Genomic DNA, 19,897 nt, shown 5'->3' on the forward strand with positions numbered 1-19,897 from the left:
CGGCACGCCGCGTGCGCGCCACGAGCGAGCACGCACCACGCAGCCCCTCGCGAACGACCGGAACACTTCGCGCCGAACCCGGAAAGACCGGCCCCGCGTCGAAAGACCGTACAAGGAGATTGCCATGCCCAGCGACTTGCCCACTCCAGAGGCCGCGCAGCGCGCCGTATTGGCGCCGCAGCACAATCCGCTCGGCACGGCCGGCCTCGAGTTCGTCGAGTTCGCCGCGCGCGATCCGCAGGCGCTCGGCGAGACCTTCACGCGGCTCGGCTTCAAGGCGATCGCGCGTCATATCAGCAAGGATGTGACGCTGTATCGCCAGGGCGAGATGAATTTCCTGATCAACGCGGAGCCCGATTCGTTCGCAGCGCGCTACGCGGAAGAATACGGGGTCGGCATCTGCGCGATCGGGATTCGCGTCGCCGACGCACAGCGCGCGTTCGAACGCGCGGTGGAACTCGGCGCGTGGGCGTTCGAAGGCGAACGCCTCGGTGCCGGCGAACTGCTGATTCCGGCCATTCAAGGCATCGGCGATTCCCACATCTATTTCGTCGATCGTTGGCGCGGGCGAGGCGGTCAGCGCGGCGGCCTCGGCGATATCTCGATCTTCGACATCGACTTCCGGCCCATCGAAATCGACACGGCCGCAGCCGATCTGAATCACGCGGGCAGCGGCCTGATCGCGGTCGACCATCTGACGCAAACCGTTGGCGAAGGCCGCATGCAGGAGTGGATCGACTTCTATCGCGACCTGCTGAATTTCCGCGAGATCCACGAGCTGCACGCCAACTGGCATGTGTCGGCGGAATCGCGCGTGATGGTGTCGCCGTGCGGCGCGATCCGCGTGCCGCTGTACGAGGAAGGCACGGGCCGGACCAACCTGATGCACGAGTATTTGCCCGATCATCCGGGCGAAGGCGTGCAGCACATCGCGCTCGCCACCGACGACATCTTCGCGTGCGTCGAGCGTCTGCTCGCGAACGGCGTCGAATTCGTCGAGCCGCCGCCGCGCTATTACGATCAGCTCGATGCACGTTTGCCGGGCCACGGGCTCGATGTCGAGCGACTGCGGCGCACGCATGTGCTCGTAGATGGCGAGATCGGCGTGGACGGCGTGCCGCTGCTGTTTTTCCAGACCTTCGTGCGCCGCCGCGCCGGCGAGATTTTCTTCGAGATCGTGCAACGCCAGGGACATCATGGCTTCGGCGAAGGCAATCTCGCCGCATTGGCCCAGGCGCGCACCGGCAGCTGAACACTGCGCGTAGTCGCATGCGTGATTGGATCACTCACGCATGCGGCTTTCGTCACCTCACGCCCCCTCGGGCCGCTCCACCAACTCCGGATAAATCGCGCCGTATGCGGCGGCCTCACGCAGCAGCCACTCGCGGAAACTCGCGAGCGGCTTGCCGTGACTCAACTCGGTCGGATAGACAAGGTAGTACGCGGCCTCGGCGAGCGCGGGTGTGTCGAACGGAATCACGAGACCGAACTGCTGCAACTGCGTGTCGACGAAAAAGCGCGGCACCAGCGCGATGCCGAGTCCGGCCGCGGCCGCGCTGATCAGCATCGTGTGCAGTTCGTAGCGCACGCCCTGCATCGTGCGGTTGTCGTCGACGCCGAGATTCGAGAACCAGCTCGCCCAGCCGTCGGGTCGCGTCGTCGAATGCAGCAGCGGATAGGTGAGTAGTTCGGCGACGTTGCGGACCGGCCGCTTCAGCAGACTCGCTGCGCAGACCGGCACCACTTCCTCGCGGAACAGAAAATCGGCCGACGTACCCGGCCACGTCGGCTTGCCGTAGTGAATTGCCGCTTCGAAATGCGTCTCGGCGAACGGGAACGTCGCGGTACGCACGCCCATGTTCACGCGCACGTCCGGGTATTGTTCATTGAATGTGGCCATGCGCGGAATCAGCCATTGCGATGCGAACGTCGGCAATACCGCGAGTTCCAGATAGCCGCCGCCGCTGCCGTGCGCGATGATCGACAGCGTGTCGCGATCGAGGTGTTCGAGCGAGCGTCTCACCTGCGCGCTGTAGACCTTGCCCGCGCGCGTCAGCACCACGCGTTGCTTGACGCGCACGAACAGCCGCACGCCGAGATTGCTTTCGAGCGTATTGATCTGTCGCGACACCGCGCTTTCGGTGAGGAACAGTTCGCGCGCCGCATGCGTGAAGCTCTGGTGCCGCGCGGCGGCTTCGAACGCGAGCAGCGCGCCCATGTTGGGAATCTTGAACTTTCGCATGTTAATTCCAAAAACGCATCAAGTGGCGAGTTTATCTCGCTTTACGGGGCGCAGCGCATTTCGAATAATCTCGCCCGTTATGAGGCGCTCGTGCAGCGCTCAATGTATAGCGTGGAGAAGCCGGATGCGAAACCTGAAGAATGCGAACGTCGAACAACTACTGGTGAAGCTGCTGGGCGCGGAGAAAGCCGCGCGCCTGTTTGCGACGCTGAATCATCCGCGTGTGTTGAACGAGTGGGAAAGCGGCAGCGTCACGCGCGCCGAACTCGCACAGGCGATGAACATGGCGCTGTTCGACGATCTGCTCGCACGCTCGGAAAACGGCCGCCGCTATACGGAGGAAACCGTCGCCGCCGGCGGCAGCGTGTACTTCGATCATGGCGCGCTGCGCACCGTGCGCTGGCCGCACAGCGGCGCGCTGCCGCCCGGCGAGGCCGCGTTCGCGCGCATCCTGCGGCCGCTCGGCTTTCGGATCAACGGCCGTTACCCGCTCGATCGTCTCGGCATGACCGGCCGCGCGTGGGCGCATGAGGACGCCGCCGACGAGATCGCGCAGTTCTTCGTCAGCGAACTGCACCCGGAGCGTTTTTCCGCGGCGTTCCAGCAGGCGGTGACGAACGTGATCGGTGCCTCGCGCGATCCGTTGACGCCGCGCGCCCATGGCCTCTTGTGGGAACTCGAACGCGATGGCGTACTGCCGCTCGATGCGGCGCAGGAGTTGCTACCGGTGATCGTCGGTGCGTTCGCGCGTCAGCACGACATGCCACGCGAAGCCGATTACGAAGTATTGTTGAAGGAATCGGCGGAGATGGCGTGGATCGCGACCGAAGGTAACGCGTTCAATCACGCGACCGATCGCGTCGCGGACGTCTTCAAGCTGTCGGACGAACAGAAGGCGAAGGGTCGGCCGATGAAGCCCGAAGTCGAGCATTCGCGTTCCGGGCGCGTGTTCCAGACCGCGTATCGCGCGGATGTCGTGCAGCGTGAATTTCGCGCGGCCGACGGCAGCGTCGTCACGCGCGACGTGCCGGGCTCGTTCTACGAATTCATTACGCGCAAGCGCAGTTTCGATCAGGACGCGCGCCGCTGGGAAACGGACCTGCGTTTCGACGCGGGCAACGCACAGGGCATCTTCCGGATGACCGCGAGCCAGGCGGCCTGAGCGCTTACGGCGGCGCGAGCGCCGGCATCGCAGACGAGGTGCGCAGTGGGGACGTCATTGTCATTGGATGAAGAGCGGCGGGTTGGCGCGCAGCGGGGCGCTTTGCATGAACCGCGTGTCGCCACGCCTTTCTCGGCCAGCGCGGAGCTATTGCAGGCGCTCGAAAGCGACCTGCGCCAGCACGTGCGCGGCGAGGTGCGATTCGATCAGGGTTCCAAAGCATTGTACGCATCGGACGCGTCGAACTATCGGCAAGTCCCGCTCGGTGTCGTGGTGCCGGCCGATATCGACGATCTGCTCGCAACGCTCGCCGCATGCCGTCGCAACGACGTGCCGTTTCTCGCGCGCGGTGGCGGCACGTCGCAGAACGGCCAATGCGTGAACGTCGCGGTCGTGGCCGACGCGAGCAAGTATCTGAACCGCGTCGTCTCGATCGATCCGCTCGCGGGCGTCGCGGTCGTCGAGCCGGGCGTGGTGTGCGACTCCTTGCGCGATGCCGCCGAACAGCACGGCCTCACGTTCGCACCCGATCCCGCCACGCATAGCCGCTGCACGCTCGGCGGCATGATCGCGAACAACTCGTGCGGCGCGCATTCGGTGATGGCCGGTAAGACCGTCGAGAACATCGAAGCGCTCGAAATCGCGACCTTCGACGGCGCGCGTTTCTGGGTCGGCCCGACCTCCGGGGAAGAACTCGAACGCATCATCGCGGCGGGTGGCCGACAAGGCGAAATCTACGCGGCGCTCAAGCAACTGTGCGACACCTACGCCGAACGGATTCGCGCGAAATTCCCGCAGATCAAGCGGCGCGTGTCGGGCTTCAATCTCGATCAACTGCTGCCGGAAAACGGCTTCAACGTCGCGCGTGCGCTCGTCGGTAGCGAAGGCACGTGCGCGGTCACGTTGCAGGCGAAAGTGAGGCTCGTGAAGAGTCCGGCCAGGCGCGTGATCGTCGTGGTCGGCTTTACCGACATCTATTCGGCGGCGGACGCGGTGCCGCATTTCATGCGCTGCGGGCCGATCGCAGTCGAGGGACTCGACCGCGCGATCATTCGCGGCTTGCAGGCGCGCGGCCTGAAGAAGGACGAGATCGCACTGCTGCCCGAAGGCGATGCGTGGGTCGTGCTCGAATTCGGCGCGGACACACAGGACGAGGTGCTGCAAAAGGCACGCGACGCGGCCGCGTATTTCCAATCGGGCGCGGCCGGGCCGCAAATCTCGACGATGCTCGTCGAAGATCGCGCCTTGCAGGCGAAAGTGTGGTCGATTCGCGAGACGGGGGCGTCGGCGGTCGCGTTGTCAGTGGATCGCGACAAGCCCGATCCGGTCGTCGGCTGGGAAGACGCGGCGGTCGATCCGCTGCGGCTCGGCGATTATCTGCGCGCGTTTCAGGCGCTCGTCGATCGCCATGGCTACGAGACGAGCCTGTACGGCCATTTCGGCGACGGCTGCGTGCACGCGCGCATCACATTCGATCTGCGCAGCGCGGAAGGTATCGCGACGTGGCGCGGGTTCTTGCGCGAAGCGGCGGAACTGGTGGTCGAATTCGGCGGCTCGCTGTCGGGCGAACACGGCGATGGCCAGGCGAAGGCCGAGTTTCTGCCGATCATGTACGGCCCCGAGCTGATGCAGGCGATGGAGCAGTTCAAGGCGATCTGGGACCCGGCGAATCGTCTGAATCCGGGCAAAGTCGTGCATGCATACCGCGCCGACGAAAACCTGCGCATGGGTCCTGCGTACAAGCCGGTGACGCTGCATACGAAGCTCGCGTTCGCGAGCCAGGAAGGCGACGGCTTTCAGCGTGCGATCGAACACTGCATCGGCATGGGCAAATGCCGCTCGCTCGAAGGCGGCACGATGTGTCCGAGCTATCGCGGCACGCGCGAGGAAAAGTACTCGACGCGCGGGCGTGCGCATCTGTTCTGGGAAATGCTGCAAGGCGACGTGATCGCCGACGGCTGGAACAGCCGCGACGTGAAAGAAGCGCTCGATACCTGCCTCGCATGCAAGGGCTGCAAGTCCGATTGCCCGACGCATACGGACATGGCGTCGTACAAGGCGGAGTTCCTTTCCCACTACTATGAGAACAATCGTCGGCCGCGTCAGGCGCTGTTCATGGGACGAATCGGCGAATGGGCACCGTGGGCCGCACGTTTTCCGCACGTGACGAACTTTCTGACGACGGCGCCCGGTTTGTCCGCGCTCGGCAAATGGATCGCGGGTGTGGCGCAGACGTGTGCGTTGCCGCGGTTCGCCGCTGCAACTTATAGACGGAGTGCGTCGTCGCAAGCATCCGCGATTCATGCGCTCGGCGGCGACGCAAAGAAGGTGATCCTGTGGGTCGATACATTCAACGACCACTTCACGCCCGAGATCGCGCAGGCCGCCGCTGAGGTGCTCACGCAACTCGGCTGGCACGTCGTATTGCCGAAGAAACGTTTGTGTTGCGGGCGTCCGCTGTACGACTTCGGCCTGCTCGAACGCGCGCGCGAGCTGCTCACGCATATCGTCGACGACCTCGCGGACGACATCGCCGCCGGCGTGCCGCTGGTCGGTCTGGAGCCTGGCTGTCTATCGGTGTTCAAGGACGAGTTGCTGAAGCAACTCCCCCATCATGCGTTGGCGAAGAAGCTGTCCGCGCAAACATATCTGTTTGCCGATTTCGTCGCGCGTCAGCCGTTCGAGTGGCCGACGCTCGCGGCCGATGTGATCGTGCATGGCCATTGTCATCAGAAGGCGCTATTCGGCATGCAGGGCGACACGGCGTTGCTGAACAAGCTCGGCGTCAGATGGAGGCTGCTCGATACCGGCTGCTGCGGGATGGCGGGATCGTTCGGCTTCAACACCGAGCATCACGCGTTGTCGGAAAAGATCGGCGAGGACATGTTTGAGGCCGTGCGCGACGCTTTGGCGGCGAATGCGGAAACGATCGTGCTGACCAACGGCTTCAGTTGTCGCGAGCAGATCGAGCACGGCACAGGGCGACACGCACTGCATATCGCGCAACTCGCGCAACGGGCGCTGGCGGCGCGCTGAGTGTGCGCTGAGTGCAGGGCGCGCTATTTTATTTCTTCGCTGACTCGTTCGCGGCAGGCGGTGTATGCGGAAGGTCCGCATTGGTCGCCATCCACAACACTTCGGCGTCTTCCTCGCTGGTCGACACCGCCGCGTGACCCGTGCGGCTGTCGAAGTAGAGGCTGTCGCCCGTGTTCAGATGTGTCGGCGCGTACAGCTCCGAATAGAGGCACACGCTGCCGCTGATCACGTAGAGAAACTCCTCGCCTTCGTGGCGGCCCCAGTCGTCGAATGCATCGAGCGTGTGCGCCGAGATGCGGATGCGAAACGGCAGCATCGCCTTGTGCGCCAGGTCGGTGGCGAGCAACTCCATCTGATAGCCGCGATAAGCGTGGCGCTGGCCTTCGTTCTTGCGCGTCAGCGCGCGCCGGCCGCTCGCGCTGACTTTCGGCGTCGAGCCGAACAGTTCGCCAATTTCGATCTTCAGGCCCAGCACGATTTTTTGCAGCACGTCGAACGTGGGGGACATCAGGCCGTTTTCGACCTTCGACAGCGTCGAGCGCGAGACACCGCACAGGCGGCTCGCGGTTTCGAGCGTCAGATCCTGCGCTTGACGGGCGGCGCGCACGCGGCGGCCGAGATCGGTGGAGGACGTGTCGGCGGATTTGGTGAGGTGGGTGTCCATGAGGCTTGCTGCTGGTCGGGTATGCGCTTGATCGGGCGAATAATGTTTCCGATCATAACATTTGGCGTGGCCGGGGCCTTTGTGCGCCGATTCAGGCGTTCGTGCGCTTTTCTCATCGGAAACGTCGCGGCTTTTCCGATGAGTTCGACGCAGCGTGGCGATCTCAAGTTGATGAGGCGTCCTTTGCGCGGCGTTTTTCACGCGCTGCGATTGAAAAGCTCATTGAGCTGCGTGCCCGCCGTCGCGCCGGTGAAGTCGAAGCGGCCATCGGCCAGCGCCTGAGCGGCGTGCATGAAGCCACCCCACGCCGCGCGCGCGAGCCCGCCGCCGACGCTGATCCGCCGCACGCCGAGCGCGGCCACGTCCTGCAACGTCAGGGTCGATGTCGAGCCGATCAGCAGATTGACGGGCTTCGGCGCGACGGCCGCGACGACCGCTTCGATCTGCTCGCGCGTCTGGATGCCGGGCGCATACAGGCAGTCGGCGCCCGCCGCCGCATAGGCCTTCAGACGCGCAATGGCATCGTCGAGATCGGGCTTGCCGGCGAAGAAATTCTCCGCGCGGCCGACGAGCAGCGTGTCGCCGCCGTTCTGATCAATTGCACGGCGGGCCGCGCTGAGCCGCTGCACGGCGACGTCGACCGCAAACAGCGGCGCGGCGGGGTTGCCGGTCGAGTCTTCGATCGACAGACCTGCGACGCCCGTTTCCACCGCGAGCGTCACGCTCTCGGCGACTTCTTCCGGGTCGCGGCCGAAGCCGTTCTCGAAGTCGGCGTTGACCGGCAGATCGGTCGCGTCGACGATTGCGCGCAGGTGCGCGAGGATCGTTTCGCGCGGCAATGTGTTGTCCGCATGTCCGGTCGACCACGCAAAACCGGAACTCGTCGTCGCGAGCGCCTTGAAGCCGAGCGTATGCAGATAACGGGCGCTGCCCGCGTCCCACGGATTGGGCAGCACGAAACAGCCAGACGAGTGCAGCGCGCGGAAAGCGGCGCGTTTTTCAGCGGCGGTGCGGGGCATCGCATGTCTCCTTGGTGTGAGGGAGCGGCTCCCTCGTTGAGGGGAAAACGCCGCGCCAACTGTTGCGCAGGCGAATCGGCATTCACCAGGGGAAAGTCTATGTCCGTATCGAAACCGTGGTTGATGAAATGGGTGGCGACTTTCACAGACGTTTCCAATAATTCAAAATGACGACAGGCGAAGAAGCCGGTTCAGAGATGCGAAGGGCCGCGTGGGAAGACGGCATTCGCGACGAGGTCATTTCCCCAAAGGAGGCACAACATGAACATCGCGACCCAGATGCGGTCGATCCCTGCCGTGTTGGTGCTCACGCTCGTCGGCTGCGCCGGCGGCGGCGGGAATGGCGGCGCGCAAACGCATCTGAGTGCAACGCAATGCCGCGATCTGACCGACCTCAGGAACAAGGCACCGGCCACGCACCAGCGGAGCATGAGCGAACTGACAGCGCTGCGGCAAGCGGGCTACCACCCTGAACGACGCTTTGATCCTGACTATCCGGCGAGTCTCGAGCGCGCGCAGAGGCAGGTGGACACCTGGTATCAGGCGGAATGCCCGCAGGCACGGGCTGGGTGAATCTGCCGCCGCGTCAGAATTGGCGGTACGTTGTTAGTGCCGCATAAACGTAAAGAGCGGGCGCATGCCTTGAAAACATGCGCCCGCTTCATATCGGTTCGAAACGGCGAAAACCGCAAAGAGGGGAAAGGGCCGTTAACTCGAGAATCTTTCCTCGCTACGGACATTCGCTATACGTTCGCGACTCGTCACTGACCGTCCGGATTGATCCACATCGGATGATGGCCCGCTTGCGATGATCCGCCCATCGACGACCCATAGCCGGACGTGTCGCCTTGGCCCTTCGCCTTCATCGCGGAGACGCGTGCCTCGGCCGCCTGGATGTCCGCGGGATACTGGGCATCGAGCACGATGGCCGGGTTATAGCCAGTCTGTTCGAGTTGCTGCACCTCTGCCTTGACTTCGGCCCGCGTGATCGGCTGTTCCGATTGCGCGAACGACGCGACCGGCGCAGCGATCATGGCCGTAAGCGCAAATGCCTGGATAAGCGATTTCATGATGTTTCCCTCCGTAGTTGGCTATCCGGCACCGCAGCGATACCGGTGCCATAACCGCAGTCTAGAGGGGGGTGAACTTGGGGAAAACCACTAGCCGACTAATTCAGTATTGCAAAGAACGGGTAGTCGGCGAGCTGTAATCTCGCCGTCGCGGGTTCTCGTAAAACAGCGCAAAAGCGGCCGTCAATCTGGTCACACACCTTTGCGCACATCGACGCGATAACTCGTGATTTGCCGATAAGTATCTCCGGGTCGCACGATCACTTCGTTCTGCCCGGTCATATTGACCTCGTTCGGGAAACCGCCCGCCTCGAGGCACAAGCCGGCGTGCCGTTGATAGCGGACACCGCCGCGTCCCGGGTTGCCGTTCAACGCGTTGCCCGTGTAAAACTGCAAGCCCCGCTGATCGGTCGCGACGGTCAGTTCGCGTCCGCTGCCCGGATCGTATGCACAGGCGACTTCGCGCAGCGGCGGCGCGTGGCCGTCGTTGCCCTGCATCGCGTTTGCCGGCGCCTCGCGCAGCACATAGCAATGATCGAAGCCGCCGGCGCGCGCGAGTTGCGCGTGCGGCCAGTCGAGCCGGCCGCCGATCGGCGCGCTCTGCCGGAAGTCGAATGCGTTGCCCGCGACGTCGGCGAGCCTGCACGGAATCATCGTCGCGTCGACTTCGAAAAAGCGCTCGGCGTCGATCGACAGCACGTGGCCGCGAATGTCGGTGCCCGCGCGCCCGGTCAGGTTGAAGTACGGATGGCTCGTCAGATTGAGCGGCGTCGGCGCGTCGGTGATCGCTTCGTAGCCGATCGTCAGCGTGCCGTCGTCGTCGAGCGAATAGCGTACTTGCACCGTCACGTTGCCCGGAAAACCGGCATCGCCTTCGGGCGACTCGAGCCGCATCAGCAACGCGCCGTCGTCCTCGGCGACCTCCCACAACGCCCGATGAAAACCGACCGTGCCGCCGTGCAGCAGATTCGGACCTTCGTTGCGATCGAGCGTGTACTCGATGCCGTCGAGCGAAAAGCGCGCGCCCGCAATGCGATTCGCCCAGCGGCCGATCAGTCCGCCCATGTAGGTCGAGGCCGCCACGTATTCGGCGGGCGTGTCGTGACCGAGCAGAATATCGCCGAGACGTCCGGCGCGATCCGGTGCGTGCCACGAAACCAGCGTCGCGCCGAGGTCGCTGATGGCGACTTTCATGCCGTGCGCGTTGCGCAACGTGTAAAGCCGTACGCGATCGCCGCCCTGCAGCGTGCCCCACGGCTCGGAAGAGAGTTGTGCGATGCTGATCATGTGGTCAGTGCGAAGAAAAAATAGAAAGCATGCTCAGCCAGCGGTTTTGGTCTTCGGGCCCACGCGCTCCTGGTATTCGCGCGGCGTGCAGCCGAGTTCGCGGCGAAATACCGCGTACATGTATTGCAGCGACGTGAAGCCGCAACGGATCGCGACTTCCGCGCTCGACGCATCGCGTTTCGCGAGCAGCGACTTCGCGACGTCGAGCTTGTGGCGCAGGATCTCCTGATGCACGGTGCACTGACGCTCGCGCCGGAAATACTCTTCGAGCGACGAACGCGACACGCCCACATAGTCGGCCACCTGCTCGGTGCGGATGCCCTGGCACGCGTACTGGCGAATGAAATGGCGGGCGCGCATCACGTAAGGACTCGCGAGCGGCTGATGCCGCGTCGATTCGAGCACGTTGATGCCGACCGGCGGCACCAGAATGCGGCGCCCCGGAAAGCGCGCGCCGTGCAGCATCTGATGCAGGATGTGCGCGGCGGTACGGCCCATTTCCTCGGTGCCCTGGATCACCGACGACAGCGGAATGCGCGTCAGCGTCCGCGTGAGCGGATCGTTGTCGATGCCGATGATCGCGACTTCCTCGGGCACCGGAATGCCCGCGATCAGACATGCCTGCAGCAAATGCCGCGCACGCGCGTCGGTCACCGCGATGATGCCGACCGGCTTCGGCAGTTGCCGCAGCCACGCGGTCAGCTGTTCGATGGCCTGGTTCCAGGACGGCGCGCTCGTCGACAGACCGCGATAGATCTCGCTATCGATCTGCGCCGCGCTGCGTCCGTTGGCGCTGCGCAGATGCGCGAAGGCGAGTTCGCGCTGTTGCGCCCAACGGTTTTCCTGCGCCTGCGGCAGGCTGTACAGCGCGAAGTTTTCGAGACCCGCGCCGATCAGGTGCGTGTACGCGAGCGACACGAGCTTGCTGTTGTCGGTCGCGATATAGGGTAAATCCGGGGGGTACTGCGTCGGATCCTCGTACGACGAACCGACCGCGACCACCGGCAGTGGACAGTCGCGCAGGGCTTCGTCGACGGCGGGATCGTCGAAGTCGGCGATGATGCCGTCGCCGTCGAAGCGCTGGATACCCGCGAGCCGGCAGCGGAAGTCTTCTTCGAGGAACAGATCCCATGCGACGCGCGTCGACTGCAGGTAGTTGCCGATGCCGGTGATGATCTCGCGATCGTAGACCTTGTTCGCGTTGAACAGCAGCGCGATGCGATGGGTTGTCTGAGGTGCTTGTGGACGGGTCATGGCAGTGAGCGGCGGGTGGATCGATCGACCACGCGCCTTTGTCTCCATTGTGTCGGGTGCCTGGGAGCAACCCCGTTTTTAAGCGTCTGGTTATTCTAGGCGCCGAATCGCGCGACGGCAGTAAACAAACGCGCGGGCGGTAAGAAACATCAAGCGCGCTGCGCAATTTCGCAATTGCCGGCACATCGTGCAAGCGGCAGCATGGCGTCACTTTGTCGGCCTGCGCGGCTTCTCGCGTGGGTTGCAACGCAGCATACATTGGAGACGCCGATGTCCTACTTCGAACACATTCCGGAAATTCGTTACGAAGGTCCGCAATCGGACAACCCGCTCGCGTACCGTCACTACGACAAAACGAGGAAGGTACTCGGCAAGACGCTCGAGGAACATCTGCGTATCGCCGTCTGCTACTGGCATACCTTCGTATGGCCCGGCATCGATATCTTCGGTCAGGGCGCGTTCCGGCGGCCGTGGCAGCAACCCGGCGACGCAATGGAGCGGGCGCTGCAAAAGGCCGACGCCGCGTTCGAATTCTTCTCGAAGCTCGGCACGCCGTACTACACGTTCCACGATACCGACGTCGCGCCCGAAGGCGCGAGCGTGAAGGAATACAGCGAGAACTTCCTGCGCGTGTCCGACTACCTCGCGCGCAAGCAGCAGGATACCGGTGTCAAATTGCTGTGGGGCACCGCGAATCTGTTTTCGCATCCGCGTTACGCGGCCGGCGCCGCGACCAATCCGAATCCGGAGGTTTTCGCCTTTGCGGCGACCCAGGTGCGTCATGCGCTCGACGCGACGCTGCGCCTCGGCGGTGAAAACTACGTATTGTGGGGTGGCCGCGAAGGCTACGACACGCTGCTGAACACCGACCTCGTGCGCGAGCGCGAGCAGTTCGCGCGCTTCCTGCAAATGGTGGTCGAACACAAGCACCAGATCGGTTTCAAGGGCGCGCTGCTGATCGAGCCGAAGCCGCAGGAGCCGACCAAGCATCAATACGACTACGACGTCGCGACCGTGCACGGCTTCCTGCTGCAGCACGGCCTCGACAAGGAGATTCGCGTCAACATCGAGGCGAATCACGCGACGCTCGCGGGGCACTCGTTCCATCACGAGATTGCGACCGCATTTGCGCTCGGCATCTTCGGTAGCGTCGATGCGAATCGCGGCGATCCGCAAAATGGCTGGGACACCGACCAATTTCCCAACAGCGTCGAGGAACTCACGCTGGCCTTCTACGAAATCCTGCGCCACGGGGGCTTCACGAGCGGCGGCATGAACTTCGATGCGAAGGTGCGGCGCCAGAGTGTCGATGCGGAAGACCTGTTTTATGGCCACGTCGGCGCGATCGACAACCTCGCGCTCGGCCTCGAACGCGCCGCGGTGCTGGTCGAAAACGAGCGCCTCGAGCAGTTCAAGCGGCAACGCTACGCGGGCTGGGATGGCGAGTTCGGCCGCAAGATCCTGTCCGGCGACTACTCGCTGTCGACGCTTGCGGCGGACACGCTGGCGCGCGATCTGAATCCGCGGCATGTGAGCGGGCAACAGGAACACATGGAAAACATCGTAAATCAGGCGATTTATAGCGGACGTTGAATAAAGATCGCGCGGCCACGTCGACCGCGCGCACCAGCAAGCTGTGGGTTGTCGCTTGTCCGAGTCTGCGGCTCGCAGCGCAGACCGATACGTCCGGTATTCCGGCTATCACTACACAAAGGAGACATCAATGAAATTCGCAATGCGTCGTAACGTCCTGAGTTCGCTGTTGTGCGGCGCGGTACTCGCCAGCCTGTCGCTCGCCGCGCCGCTCGCGCACGCCAGCAAGGCTCATCCGGAAATCGGCTTCTGTATTGACGATCTGCGCGTCGAGCGCTGGTCGCGCGATCGCGACTATTTCGTTGCCGCGGCGGAAAAGCTCGGCGCGAAGGTGTCGGTGCAATCGGCCGATGCGAGCGAAGAGCGTCAGATCTCGCAGATCGAAAACCTGATCTCGCGCGGCGTCGACGTGATTGTGATCGTGCCGTTCAACTCGAAGACGCTCGGCAACGTCGTGGCCGAAGCACGCAAAGCGGGCATCAAGGTCGTGTCGTATGACCGCCTGATTCTCGACGCCGATATCGACGCCTATATCTCGTTCGACAACGAGAAGGTCGGCGAGATGCAGGCGCAGGGCGTCTATGACGTGCGGCCGAAGGGCAACTACTTCCTGCTCGGCGGCGCGCCGACCGACAACAACGCGAAGATGCTGCGCCAAGGCCAACTGAAGGTGCTGCAACCGGCGATCGACAAGGGTGACATCAAGGTGGTCGGCCAGCAGTGGGTGCCGGAGTGGAGCGCATCGACCGCGCTGCGCATCATGGAAGACGCGCTGACCGCGAACAACAACAAGATCGACGCAGTCGTCGCGTCGAACGACGGCACCGCGGGCGGCGCGATCCAGGCGCTCGCCGCGCAAGGCCTCGCCGGCAAGGTACCGATCTCGGGTCAGGATGCCGACCTCGCTGCCGTGAAGCGCGTGGCGGCCGGCACGCAGACGATGACGGTCTACAAGCCGCTGAAGCTGATCGCGAGCGAAGCGGCGAAGCTGTCGGTCGCGCTTGCCAAGGGTGACAAGCCGGCGTTCAACGCGCAATACGACAACGGCAAGAAGAAGGTCGATACGGTGCTGCTGCAGCCGACCAAGCTGACCAAGGCGAACCTCGACACCGTCGTGAAGGACGGCTTCTACACGCAAGAGCAACTCGCGAGCAAATAACACGGAGACGGGCTATGTGAACGCCACGCTCCCGGGTCATGGCGCCCGGAAGCGTGATCGAACATCGGCCCAACTTGCAGCGAGGCAATAGCGAATGACGCAACCTGTTCTGACGATGCGCGGCATCGTCAAAGCTTTTTCCGGCGTGAAGGCGCTCGACGGCATCGATCTGACCGTATCGCCGGGCGAATGCGTGGGCCTGTGCGGCGAAAACGGCGCGGGCAAATCGACGCTGATGAAGGTGCTGTCCGGTGTCTATCCGCACGGTACGTGGGATGGCGAAATAACCTGGGAAGGCCAGCCGCTGAAGGCCGCGAGCGTACGCGACACCGAACGCGCGGGCATCATCATCATCCACCAGGAACTGATGCTCGTGCCGGAGTTGTCGGTCGCGGAAAACATCTTTCTCGGCAACGAAATCACGCTGCCCGGCGGCCGCATGAACTACGCGGCGATGTATCAGCGCGCCGACGAACTGTTGCGCGAACTCGGCATCAGCGGCATCAACGCCGCGCAGCCCGTGATGAACTACGGGGGCGGCCATCAGCAGCTGATCGAAATCGCGAAGGCGCTGAACAAGCGCGCGAAGCTGCTGATCCTCGACGAACCGTCGTCGTCGCTGACCGCCTCCGAAATCGCGATTCTGCTCGATATCGTGCGCGATCTGAAACGGCGCGGCATTGCCTGCGTGTACATTTCGCACAAGCTCGACGAAGTCGCGGCCGTCTGCGACACGATCAGCGTGATTCGCGACGGCCGCCATGTCGCGACCGAGCCGATGCACGCCCTGACGACCGAGCGGATCATCTCGCTGATGGTCGGCCGAGAGATCAAGAACCTGTTTCCGCGCGAGCCGCATCCGATCGGCGACGTGATCTTCGAAGCGCGCAACGTGACCTGTTTCGACGTGACGAATCCGCGCCGCAAGCGCGTGGACGACGTGTCGTTCTCGCTGCGGCGCGGCGAAATTCTCGGTGTCGCCGGGCTCGTCGGCGCGGGCCGCACCGAACTGATGCAGGCGATTTTCGGCGCGTATGCAGGCATCAGCGAGGCGCACGTCGTGCTCGACGGCAAGCCGCTGAAAATTCGCGCGCCGATCGACGCGATTCGCGCCGGCATCGCGATGGTGCCCGAGGATCGCAAACGCCATGGCATCGTGCCGGGCATGAGCGTCGGCCATAACATCACGCTTGCGGTGTTGCAGCGTTTCGCGTCGGGCGGACGTATCGATTCCGCGGCCGAACTCGACACGATTCAGACGGAAATGAAACGGCTTTCCGTGCGCGCCGCGAATCCGATGTTATCGATTGCAAGTCTGTCGGGCGGCAATCAGCAGAAGGCCGTGCTCACGCGCATGCTGCTGACCAACCCGACCGTGCTGATTCTCGACGAACCGACACGCGGCGTCGACGTCGGCGCCAAATACGAGATCTACAAGCTGATCTTCCAGCTGGCGCAGCGCGGCATGTCGATCGTGATGGTGTCGTCCGAATTGCCGGAAGTGCTCGGCATCAGCGACCGAGTGCTCGTGATCGGCGAAGGCGAGTTGCGCGGCGACTTCATCAACGACGGTCTCACGCAGGAAGACATTCTCGGCGCCGCGATCCGCCCCGTGCACCTATCTTCGAACCCAACCGCAGCGAGTGCCGCATGACTCCCGAAGTAACTTCCCAACGCACCGACAACGCCGCGCCGCGAGGCGCATTCGGCGGCACGCAACGGATCCAGCAACTGTTCGCGCGCTACAAGATTCTCGCGCTGCTGATCGCCGTCGCCGTGATCTGGATTTTCTTTTCGGCGCTCACGCACGGCGCGTTCGTCACGCCGCGCAATCTGTCGAATCTGCTGCGCCAGATGTCGATTACCGGCATGCTCGCGTGCGGCATGGTGTTCGTGATCATCGCCGGTGAAATCGATCTGTCGGTCGGTTCGCTGCTCGGTTTGCTCGGCGGCGTTGCGGCGATTCTCGACGTGAACCGGCACTGGCCGATCGGCGTGACGATTCCGGTCGTGTTGCTGCTCGGCATCGCGGTCGGCGTGTTCAACGGCTGGTGGTCGACGTATCGGCGCGTGCCGTCGTTTATCGTCGGGCTCGGCGGCATGCTCGCGTATCGCGGCATTCTGCTCGGCATTACCGGAGGGTCGACGATCGCGCCGGTGTCGGACAGCTTCGTGTTCGTCGGCCAGGGTTATCTGCCGCGGCTCGCCGGCGACACGCTCGCCGTCGTGCTGTTCCTGCTGCTGGCATTCCTGACGATCCGCCAGCGCGCGAATCGGCAGCGTTATCAGTTGCGCGTCGTGCCGTTCTGGCAGGACGTCGCGAAGGTGATCGGCGCAGGCGCGATTCTCGCCGGCTTCATCGCGATGCTCGACAGTTACGGCGGCATTCCGGTGCCAGTGTTGCTGCTGCTCGCGCTGCTCGGCGTCTTCACATGGATCGCGACGCAGACCGTGTTCGGACGCCGCATCTACGCGGTCGGCTCGAACCTCGAAGCGACGCGGCTGTCGGGTGTCAACACCGACCGCGTGAAGCTCGCGATCTTCGCGCTGATGGGGCTGATGTGCGCGTTTGCCGGCATCGTCAACACGGCGCGGCTCGCGGCCGGTTCGCCGTCGGCGGGCTCGATGGGCGAACTCGACGCGATCGCCGCGTGCTTTATCGGCGGCACCTCGATGCGCGGCGGCTCCGGCACCGTGTATGGCGCGCTGATCGGCGCGCTCGTCATGGCGAGCCTCGACAACGGCATGTCCATGCTCGACGTCGACGCGTACTGGCAGATGATCGTGAAGGGCGGCATCCTCGTGCTGGCCGTGTGGATCGACGTGGTGTCGGGTTCGAACCGCCGTTGATCCGGTCGCATGATCGCCTGATTGAATCAAGCGCAAGGTTTGCGGTGTGCCGGCGGTGACTTACGCCGGCACACCGCCGCCTCTGCGCGGTCGCAGTTAATGAAACACCCCACGACTTTCCCCCGCCGCTTTCAGTCCCCGCCTTCCCACGCCGCACGGCCGCTCGAGGTTCACGCGCGCATTTAAGTCTCACGCTCGCCGATTCGTCTTATTACTATTCGCAGACAAAGAAGGGTGCATCGGCGCTGTCGCCGCTTTCCTACCATCGAGCCAGCCGAGCGAGCCATGCCATGTTGACGCGCAGAACCTTTCTGCTTGGCGGCGCCAGTGTGCTGGGCGGGCTGCTGGTCGGCTGGGCCGTGGTGCCGCCGCGCCAGCGCCTGATGACGTCGACGCCGCTGCCGACGCAAGGCACTCAGGTTGGGCTAAACGGCTGGGTCAAGATCGACGCCGACAACCGCGTGACGATCATGGTGCCGAAGGCCGAAATGGGGCAGGGCATCCATACGGGGCTTGCGATGCTGCTCGCCGAGGAGCTCGACGCCGACTGGCCGCAGGTGAAAGTCGAAGAGGCGCCGATCGACCGGATCTACAACGCGGTGCAGAGCATCGTCGACGATCTGCCGTTTCGCCCCGACGACGACAGCTACATCCGGCGCGGCACCGTGTGGATCACGAGCAAGGCAGTGCGTGAGATCGGCACGATGATGACGGGCGGCTCCTCGAGCATGAACGATCTCTGGACGCCGATGCGCGAGGCCGGCGCGTCGGCGCGTGTGATGCTGATCGAGGCGGCGGCCGAGCGCTGGGACGTGCCGGTCCGCGAATGCCGCGCGGAAAAGGGCTACGTGCTGCACCCGCGGGGGCACAAGGCGACGTTCGGTGAGTTGTCGTCGATGGCCGCGCGCCAGCCGCTGCCGCGCAGCGTCGTCCTGAAGCAGCCGGCCGACTTCAGGCTGATCGGCCAGCCCGTGCGGCGCATCGAAGCCGCGTCGAAAATCGACGGTGTGGCGCGCTTCGGCATCGACGTGTTGCCCGACGGTTTGGTCTATGCAAGCGTCGTGATGTGTCCGACGCTCGGCGGCACGGTCGCGCATTTCGACGCGACGCCCGCGCAAAAGATACGGGGCTTCATCAAGGCGTTCGCCGTGCCGCCGTACGCGGGCGGCACCGGCGGCGTGGCCGTGATCGCGGACAACGCGTTTCGCGCGATGAGCGCGGTCGAGGCGATCAACGTGACCTGGCATGACGGCGCAGCCGCGAAGGTGTCGAGCGCGGCGGTGGACTGCCGCCTCGTCGAGGCGCTCGACCATACGGACGGCCACGTGTATTACCACGTCGGCAACGTCGACAACGCGATGAGTCGCGCGGCGCGCACGATCGAAGCGGTCTATCACGCACCGTATCTCGCGCATGGCGCGGTCGAGCCGCTGAACTGCACGGTGCAGGTCGCGGACGGCGCAGCGACCGTCTGGGTGTCGACGCAGATGCCGCGGCTCGCGCGGCATCATGCGGCGAAAGTGCTCGGCCTCGACGTCGATCTCGTCGATGTACAGACGCAGTTGTTGGGCGGCGCGTTCGGCCGGCGCCTCGAACTCGATTTCGTCGCGCAGGCCGTGGCGATCGCGCGCGAGGCCGATGGCCGTCCGGTGCAAACCATCTGGTCGCGCGCGCAGGACTTCACGCACGACTTCTACCGGCCCGCATGCGCGGCATGGCTTCAGGCCGGCTTCGACGAGCACGGCACGCTGGTCGCCTGGCACGCGAAGTCGGCGGGTCAGGCGATCGTGCCGGATGCGCTCGCGCGTTACTACGGCGTGCCGCACATCCCGATCGACAAGACCACCTGCGAAGGCGCGTTCGATCAGGCGTACGAGTGGCCGGCCGCGCGCGTGTCGCACAAGATAGTCGAATTGCCGGTGCCGATCGGCTTCTGGCGCTCGGTCGGCCACTCGCATCAGGCCTTCTTCACCGAGAGCTTCACCGACGAAGCCGCCGCCGCGGCCGGTCAGGACCCGATCGCGTTTCGCGCGATGCTGCTCGCGCAGCATCCGCGTCATCTGGCGGTCCTGAAGCGTGTCGAGAAGTTGTCCGACTGGGGGCGTCCGCTAAAACCCGCCGCCGATGGCGCGCGTTGCGCTCATGGCGTCGCGTTGCACGAGGCGTTCGGCAGCGTGGTCGCGCAGGTCGCGGAGGTGTCGATCGGCGCGAACCGGCAGATTCGCGTGCATCGGGTGGTGTGCGTGATCGATTGCGGCTTGCCGGTGAATCCGAATCTGATCCGTCAGCAGATGGAAGGCGGCATCGTGTTCGGGCTGTCGAGCGCGTTGCAGAACGAGATCACGATCGTCAACGGCCAGGTGCAGCAGAAGAACTTCGTGGACTTTCCGGTCGTGCGGATGAACGGGTGCCCTGCGATCGAAGTCGACATCATGCCGAGCCAGCTGCACCCGCAAGGTGTCGGCGAGCCGGGCGTGCCGCCGATCGCGCCAGCGGTGGGCAATGCGGTGTTCGCACTGACGGGGCAGCGTTTGCGGACGCTGCCGTTGCGGCTTGCATGA

Annotated in this window: 15 protein-coding genes; 9 read left to right on the forward strand and 6 right to left on the reverse strand. The window is 64.2% G+C overall.

Annotated features, from left to right (window positions below):
* Window positions 1-124: 124 nt before the first annotated feature.
* Window positions 125-1,252, forward strand: coding sequence for a 4-hydroxyphenylpyruvate dioxygenase family protein (locus OKW29_RS18575; RefSeq protein WP_429292038.1), 1,128 nt, complete (start codon window positions 125-127; stop codon window positions 1,250-1,252).
* A gap of 57 nt (window positions 1,253-1,309) precedes the next feature.
* On the opposite strand, the gene OKW29_RS18580 is transcribed toward OKW29_RS18575, so the two are convergent.
* A complete protein-coding gene (locus OKW29_RS18580) occupies window positions 1,310-2,242 on the reverse strand; it encodes a LysR substrate-binding domain-containing protein (protein ID WP_429292039.1) in 933 nt (310 codons plus the stop codon).
* Window positions 2,243-2,366: 124 nt separating this feature from the next.
* Here OKW29_RS18580 and OKW29_RS18585 point away from each other — a divergent pair, with 124 nt between their 5' ends.
* Window positions 2,367-3,404 carry a DUF1338 domain-containing protein gene (locus OKW29_RS18585; RefSeq protein WP_429292040.1) on the forward strand — a complete coding sequence of 346 codons (1,038 nt, stop codon included), beginning with the start codon at window positions 2,367-2,369 and terminating at the stop codon, window positions 3,402-3,404.
* 63 nt (window positions 3,405-3,467) lie between these two features.
* Window positions 3,468-6,440, forward strand: a complete 2,973-nt coding sequence (locus OKW29_RS18590) for an FAD-binding and (Fe-S)-binding domain-containing protein (protein ID WP_429292531.1) — start codon at window positions 3,468-3,470, stop codon at window positions 6,438-6,440.
* 28 nt (window positions 6,441-6,468) lie between these two features.
* Here OKW29_RS18590 and OKW29_RS18595 read toward each other — a convergent pair whose 3' ends face one another.
* Together OKW29_RS18595 and OKW29_RS18600 are read right to left on the reverse strand one after the other, a co-directional pair.
* On the reverse strand, window positions 6,469-7,104 hold the full coding sequence (locus OKW29_RS18595; RefSeq protein ID WP_090808454.1) for a helix-turn-helix domain-containing protein: 636 nt from the start codon (window positions 7,102-7,104) through the stop codon (window positions 6,469-6,471).
* 197 nt (window positions 7,105-7,301) lie between these two features.
* Window positions 7,302-8,123, reverse strand: a complete 822-nt coding sequence (locus OKW29_RS18600) for an isocitrate lyase/PEP mutase family protein (RefSeq protein WP_429292041.1) — start codon at window positions 8,121-8,123, stop codon at window positions 7,302-7,304.
* A 261-nt stretch (window positions 8,124-8,384) separates the two neighbouring features.
* Between OKW29_RS18600 and OKW29_RS18605 the strand changes: the two genes are divergently transcribed.
* A complete protein-coding gene (locus OKW29_RS18605) occupies window positions 8,385-8,696 on the forward strand; it encodes a hypothetical protein (RefSeq protein WP_429292042.1) in 312 nt (103 codons plus the stop codon).
* 188 nt (window positions 8,697-8,884) lie between these two features.
* Here the strand turns inward: OKW29_RS18605 and OKW29_RS18610 are convergent, their stop codons facing one another.
* From OKW29_RS18610 to OKW29_RS18620, 3 genes are all read right to left on the reverse strand, one after another.
* A complete protein-coding gene (locus tag OKW29_RS18610) occupies window positions 8,885-9,193 on the reverse strand; it encodes a DUF4148 domain-containing protein (RefSeq protein ID WP_429292043.1) in 309 nt (102 codons plus the stop codon).
* A 192-nt stretch (window positions 9,194-9,385) separates the two neighbouring features.
* The gene (locus OKW29_RS18615; protein WP_429292044.1) at window positions 9,386-10,480 is read right to left on the reverse strand and encodes an aldose epimerase family protein; all 1,095 of its coding nucleotides are present in this window, start codon (window positions 10,478-10,480) and stop codon (window positions 9,386-9,388) included.
* 33 nt (window positions 10,481-10,513) lie between these two features.
* The gene (locus tag OKW29_RS18620) at window positions 10,514-11,734 is read right to left on the reverse strand and encodes a XylR family transcriptional regulator (protein WP_429292045.1); all 1,221 of its coding nucleotides are present in this window, start codon (window positions 11,732-11,734) and stop codon (window positions 10,514-10,516) included.
* 270 nt (window positions 11,735-12,004) lie between these two features.
* Here OKW29_RS18620 and xylA point away from each other — a divergent pair, with 270 nt between their 5' ends.
* The 5 genes from xylA (at window position 12,005) to OKW29_RS18645 (ending at window position 19,897) form a co-directional block, all read left to right on the forward strand.
* Window positions 12,005-13,327 (forward strand): xylose isomerase, encoded by a 1,323-nt coding sequence (xylA, locus tag OKW29_RS18625; protein WP_429292046.1) that lies wholly within the window; start codon window positions 12,005-12,007, stop codon window positions 13,325-13,327.
* A gap of 130 nt (window positions 13,328-13,457) precedes the next feature.
* Window positions 13,458-14,486, forward strand: coding sequence for a D-xylose ABC transporter substrate-binding protein (xylF, locus tag OKW29_RS18630; protein ID WP_184072156.1), 1,029 nt, complete (start codon window positions 13,458-13,460; stop codon window positions 14,484-14,486).
* Window positions 14,487-14,580: 94 nt separating this feature from the next.
* The gene (gene xylG / locus OKW29_RS18635; RefSeq protein WP_184057424.1) at window positions 14,581-16,140 is read left to right on the forward strand and encodes a D-xylose ABC transporter ATP-binding protein; all 1,560 of its coding nucleotides are present in this window, start codon (window positions 14,581-14,583) and stop codon (window positions 16,138-16,140) included.
* On the forward strand, window positions 16,137-17,336 hold the full coding sequence (locus tag OKW29_RS18640; protein WP_184072154.1) for a sugar ABC transporter permease: 1,200 nt from the start codon (window positions 16,137-16,139) through the stop codon (window positions 17,334-17,336). The genes xylG and OKW29_RS18640 overlap by 4 nt, the downstream gene beginning before the upstream one ends.
* Window positions 17,337-17,626: 290 nt before the next feature.
* The gene (locus OKW29_RS18645; protein WP_429292047.1) at window positions 17,627-19,897 is read left to right on the forward strand and encodes a molybdopterin cofactor-binding domain-containing protein; all 2,271 of its coding nucleotides are present in this window, start codon (window positions 17,627-17,629) and stop codon (window positions 19,895-19,897) included.

The sequence above is a fragment of the Paraburkholderia sp. CI3 genome (genome assembly GCF_050436505.1).
GTDB classification, from domain to species: Bacteria; Pseudomonadota; Gammaproteobacteria; order Burkholderiales; family Burkholderiaceae; genus Paraburkholderia; species Paraburkholderia tuberum.

What these genes read in the sequence shown, in the direction of transcription:
- xylF (WP_184072156.1), top strand. Translation starts at nt 13,458, where the DNA reads ATGAAATTCGCAATGCGTCGTAACGTCCTGAGTTCGCTGTTGTGCGGC.
- OKW29_RS18580 (WP_429292039.1), bottom strand. Translation starts at nt 2,242, where the DNA reads ATGCGAAAGTTCAAGATTCCCAACATGGGCGCGCTGCTCGCGTTCGAA.
- xylG (WP_184057424.1), top strand. Translation starts at nt 14,581, where the DNA reads ATGACGCAACCTGTTCTGACGATGCGCGGCATCGTCAAAGCTTTTTCC.
- OKW29_RS18620 (WP_429292045.1), bottom strand. Translation starts at nt 11,734, where the DNA reads ATGACCCGTCCACAAGCACCTCAGACAACCCATCGCATCGCGCTGCTG.
- OKW29_RS18575 (WP_429292038.1), top strand. Translation starts at nt 125, where the DNA reads ATGCCCAGCGACTTGCCCACTCCAGAGGCCGCGCAGCGCGCCGTATTG.
- OKW29_RS18610 (WP_429292043.1), bottom strand. Translation starts at nt 9,193, where the DNA reads ATGAAATCGCTTATCCAGGCATTTGCGCTTACGGCCATGATCGCTGCG.
- OKW29_RS18600 (WP_429292041.1), bottom strand. Translation starts at nt 8,123, where the DNA reads ATGCCCCGCACCGCCGCTGAAAAACGCGCCGCTTTCCGCGCGCTGCAC.
- OKW29_RS18605 (WP_429292042.1), top strand. Translation starts at nt 8,385, where the DNA reads ATGAACATCGCGACCCAGATGCGGTCGATCCCTGCCGTGTTGGTGCTC.
- OKW29_RS18585 (WP_429292040.1), top strand. Translation starts at nt 2,367, where the DNA reads ATGCGAAACCTGAAGAATGCGAACGTCGAACAACTACTGGTGAAGCTG.
- OKW29_RS18640 (WP_184072154.1), top strand. Translation starts at nt 16,137, where the DNA reads ATGACTCCCGAAGTAACTTCCCAACGCACCGACAACGCCGCGCCGCGA.
- OKW29_RS18645 (WP_429292047.1), top strand. Translation starts at nt 17,627, where the DNA reads ATGTTGACGCGCAGAACCTTTCTGCTTGGCGGCGCCAGTGTGCTGGGC.
- xylA (WP_429292046.1), top strand. Translation starts at nt 12,005, where the DNA reads ATGTCCTACTTCGAACACATTCCGGAAATTCGTTACGAAGGTCCGCAA.
- OKW29_RS18615 (WP_429292044.1), bottom strand. Translation starts at nt 10,480, where the DNA reads ATGATCAGCATCGCACAACTCTCTTCCGAGCCGTGGGGCACGCTGCAG.
- OKW29_RS18595 (WP_090808454.1), bottom strand. Translation starts at nt 7,104, where the DNA reads ATGGACACCCACCTCACCAAATCCGCCGACACGTCCTCCACCGATCTC.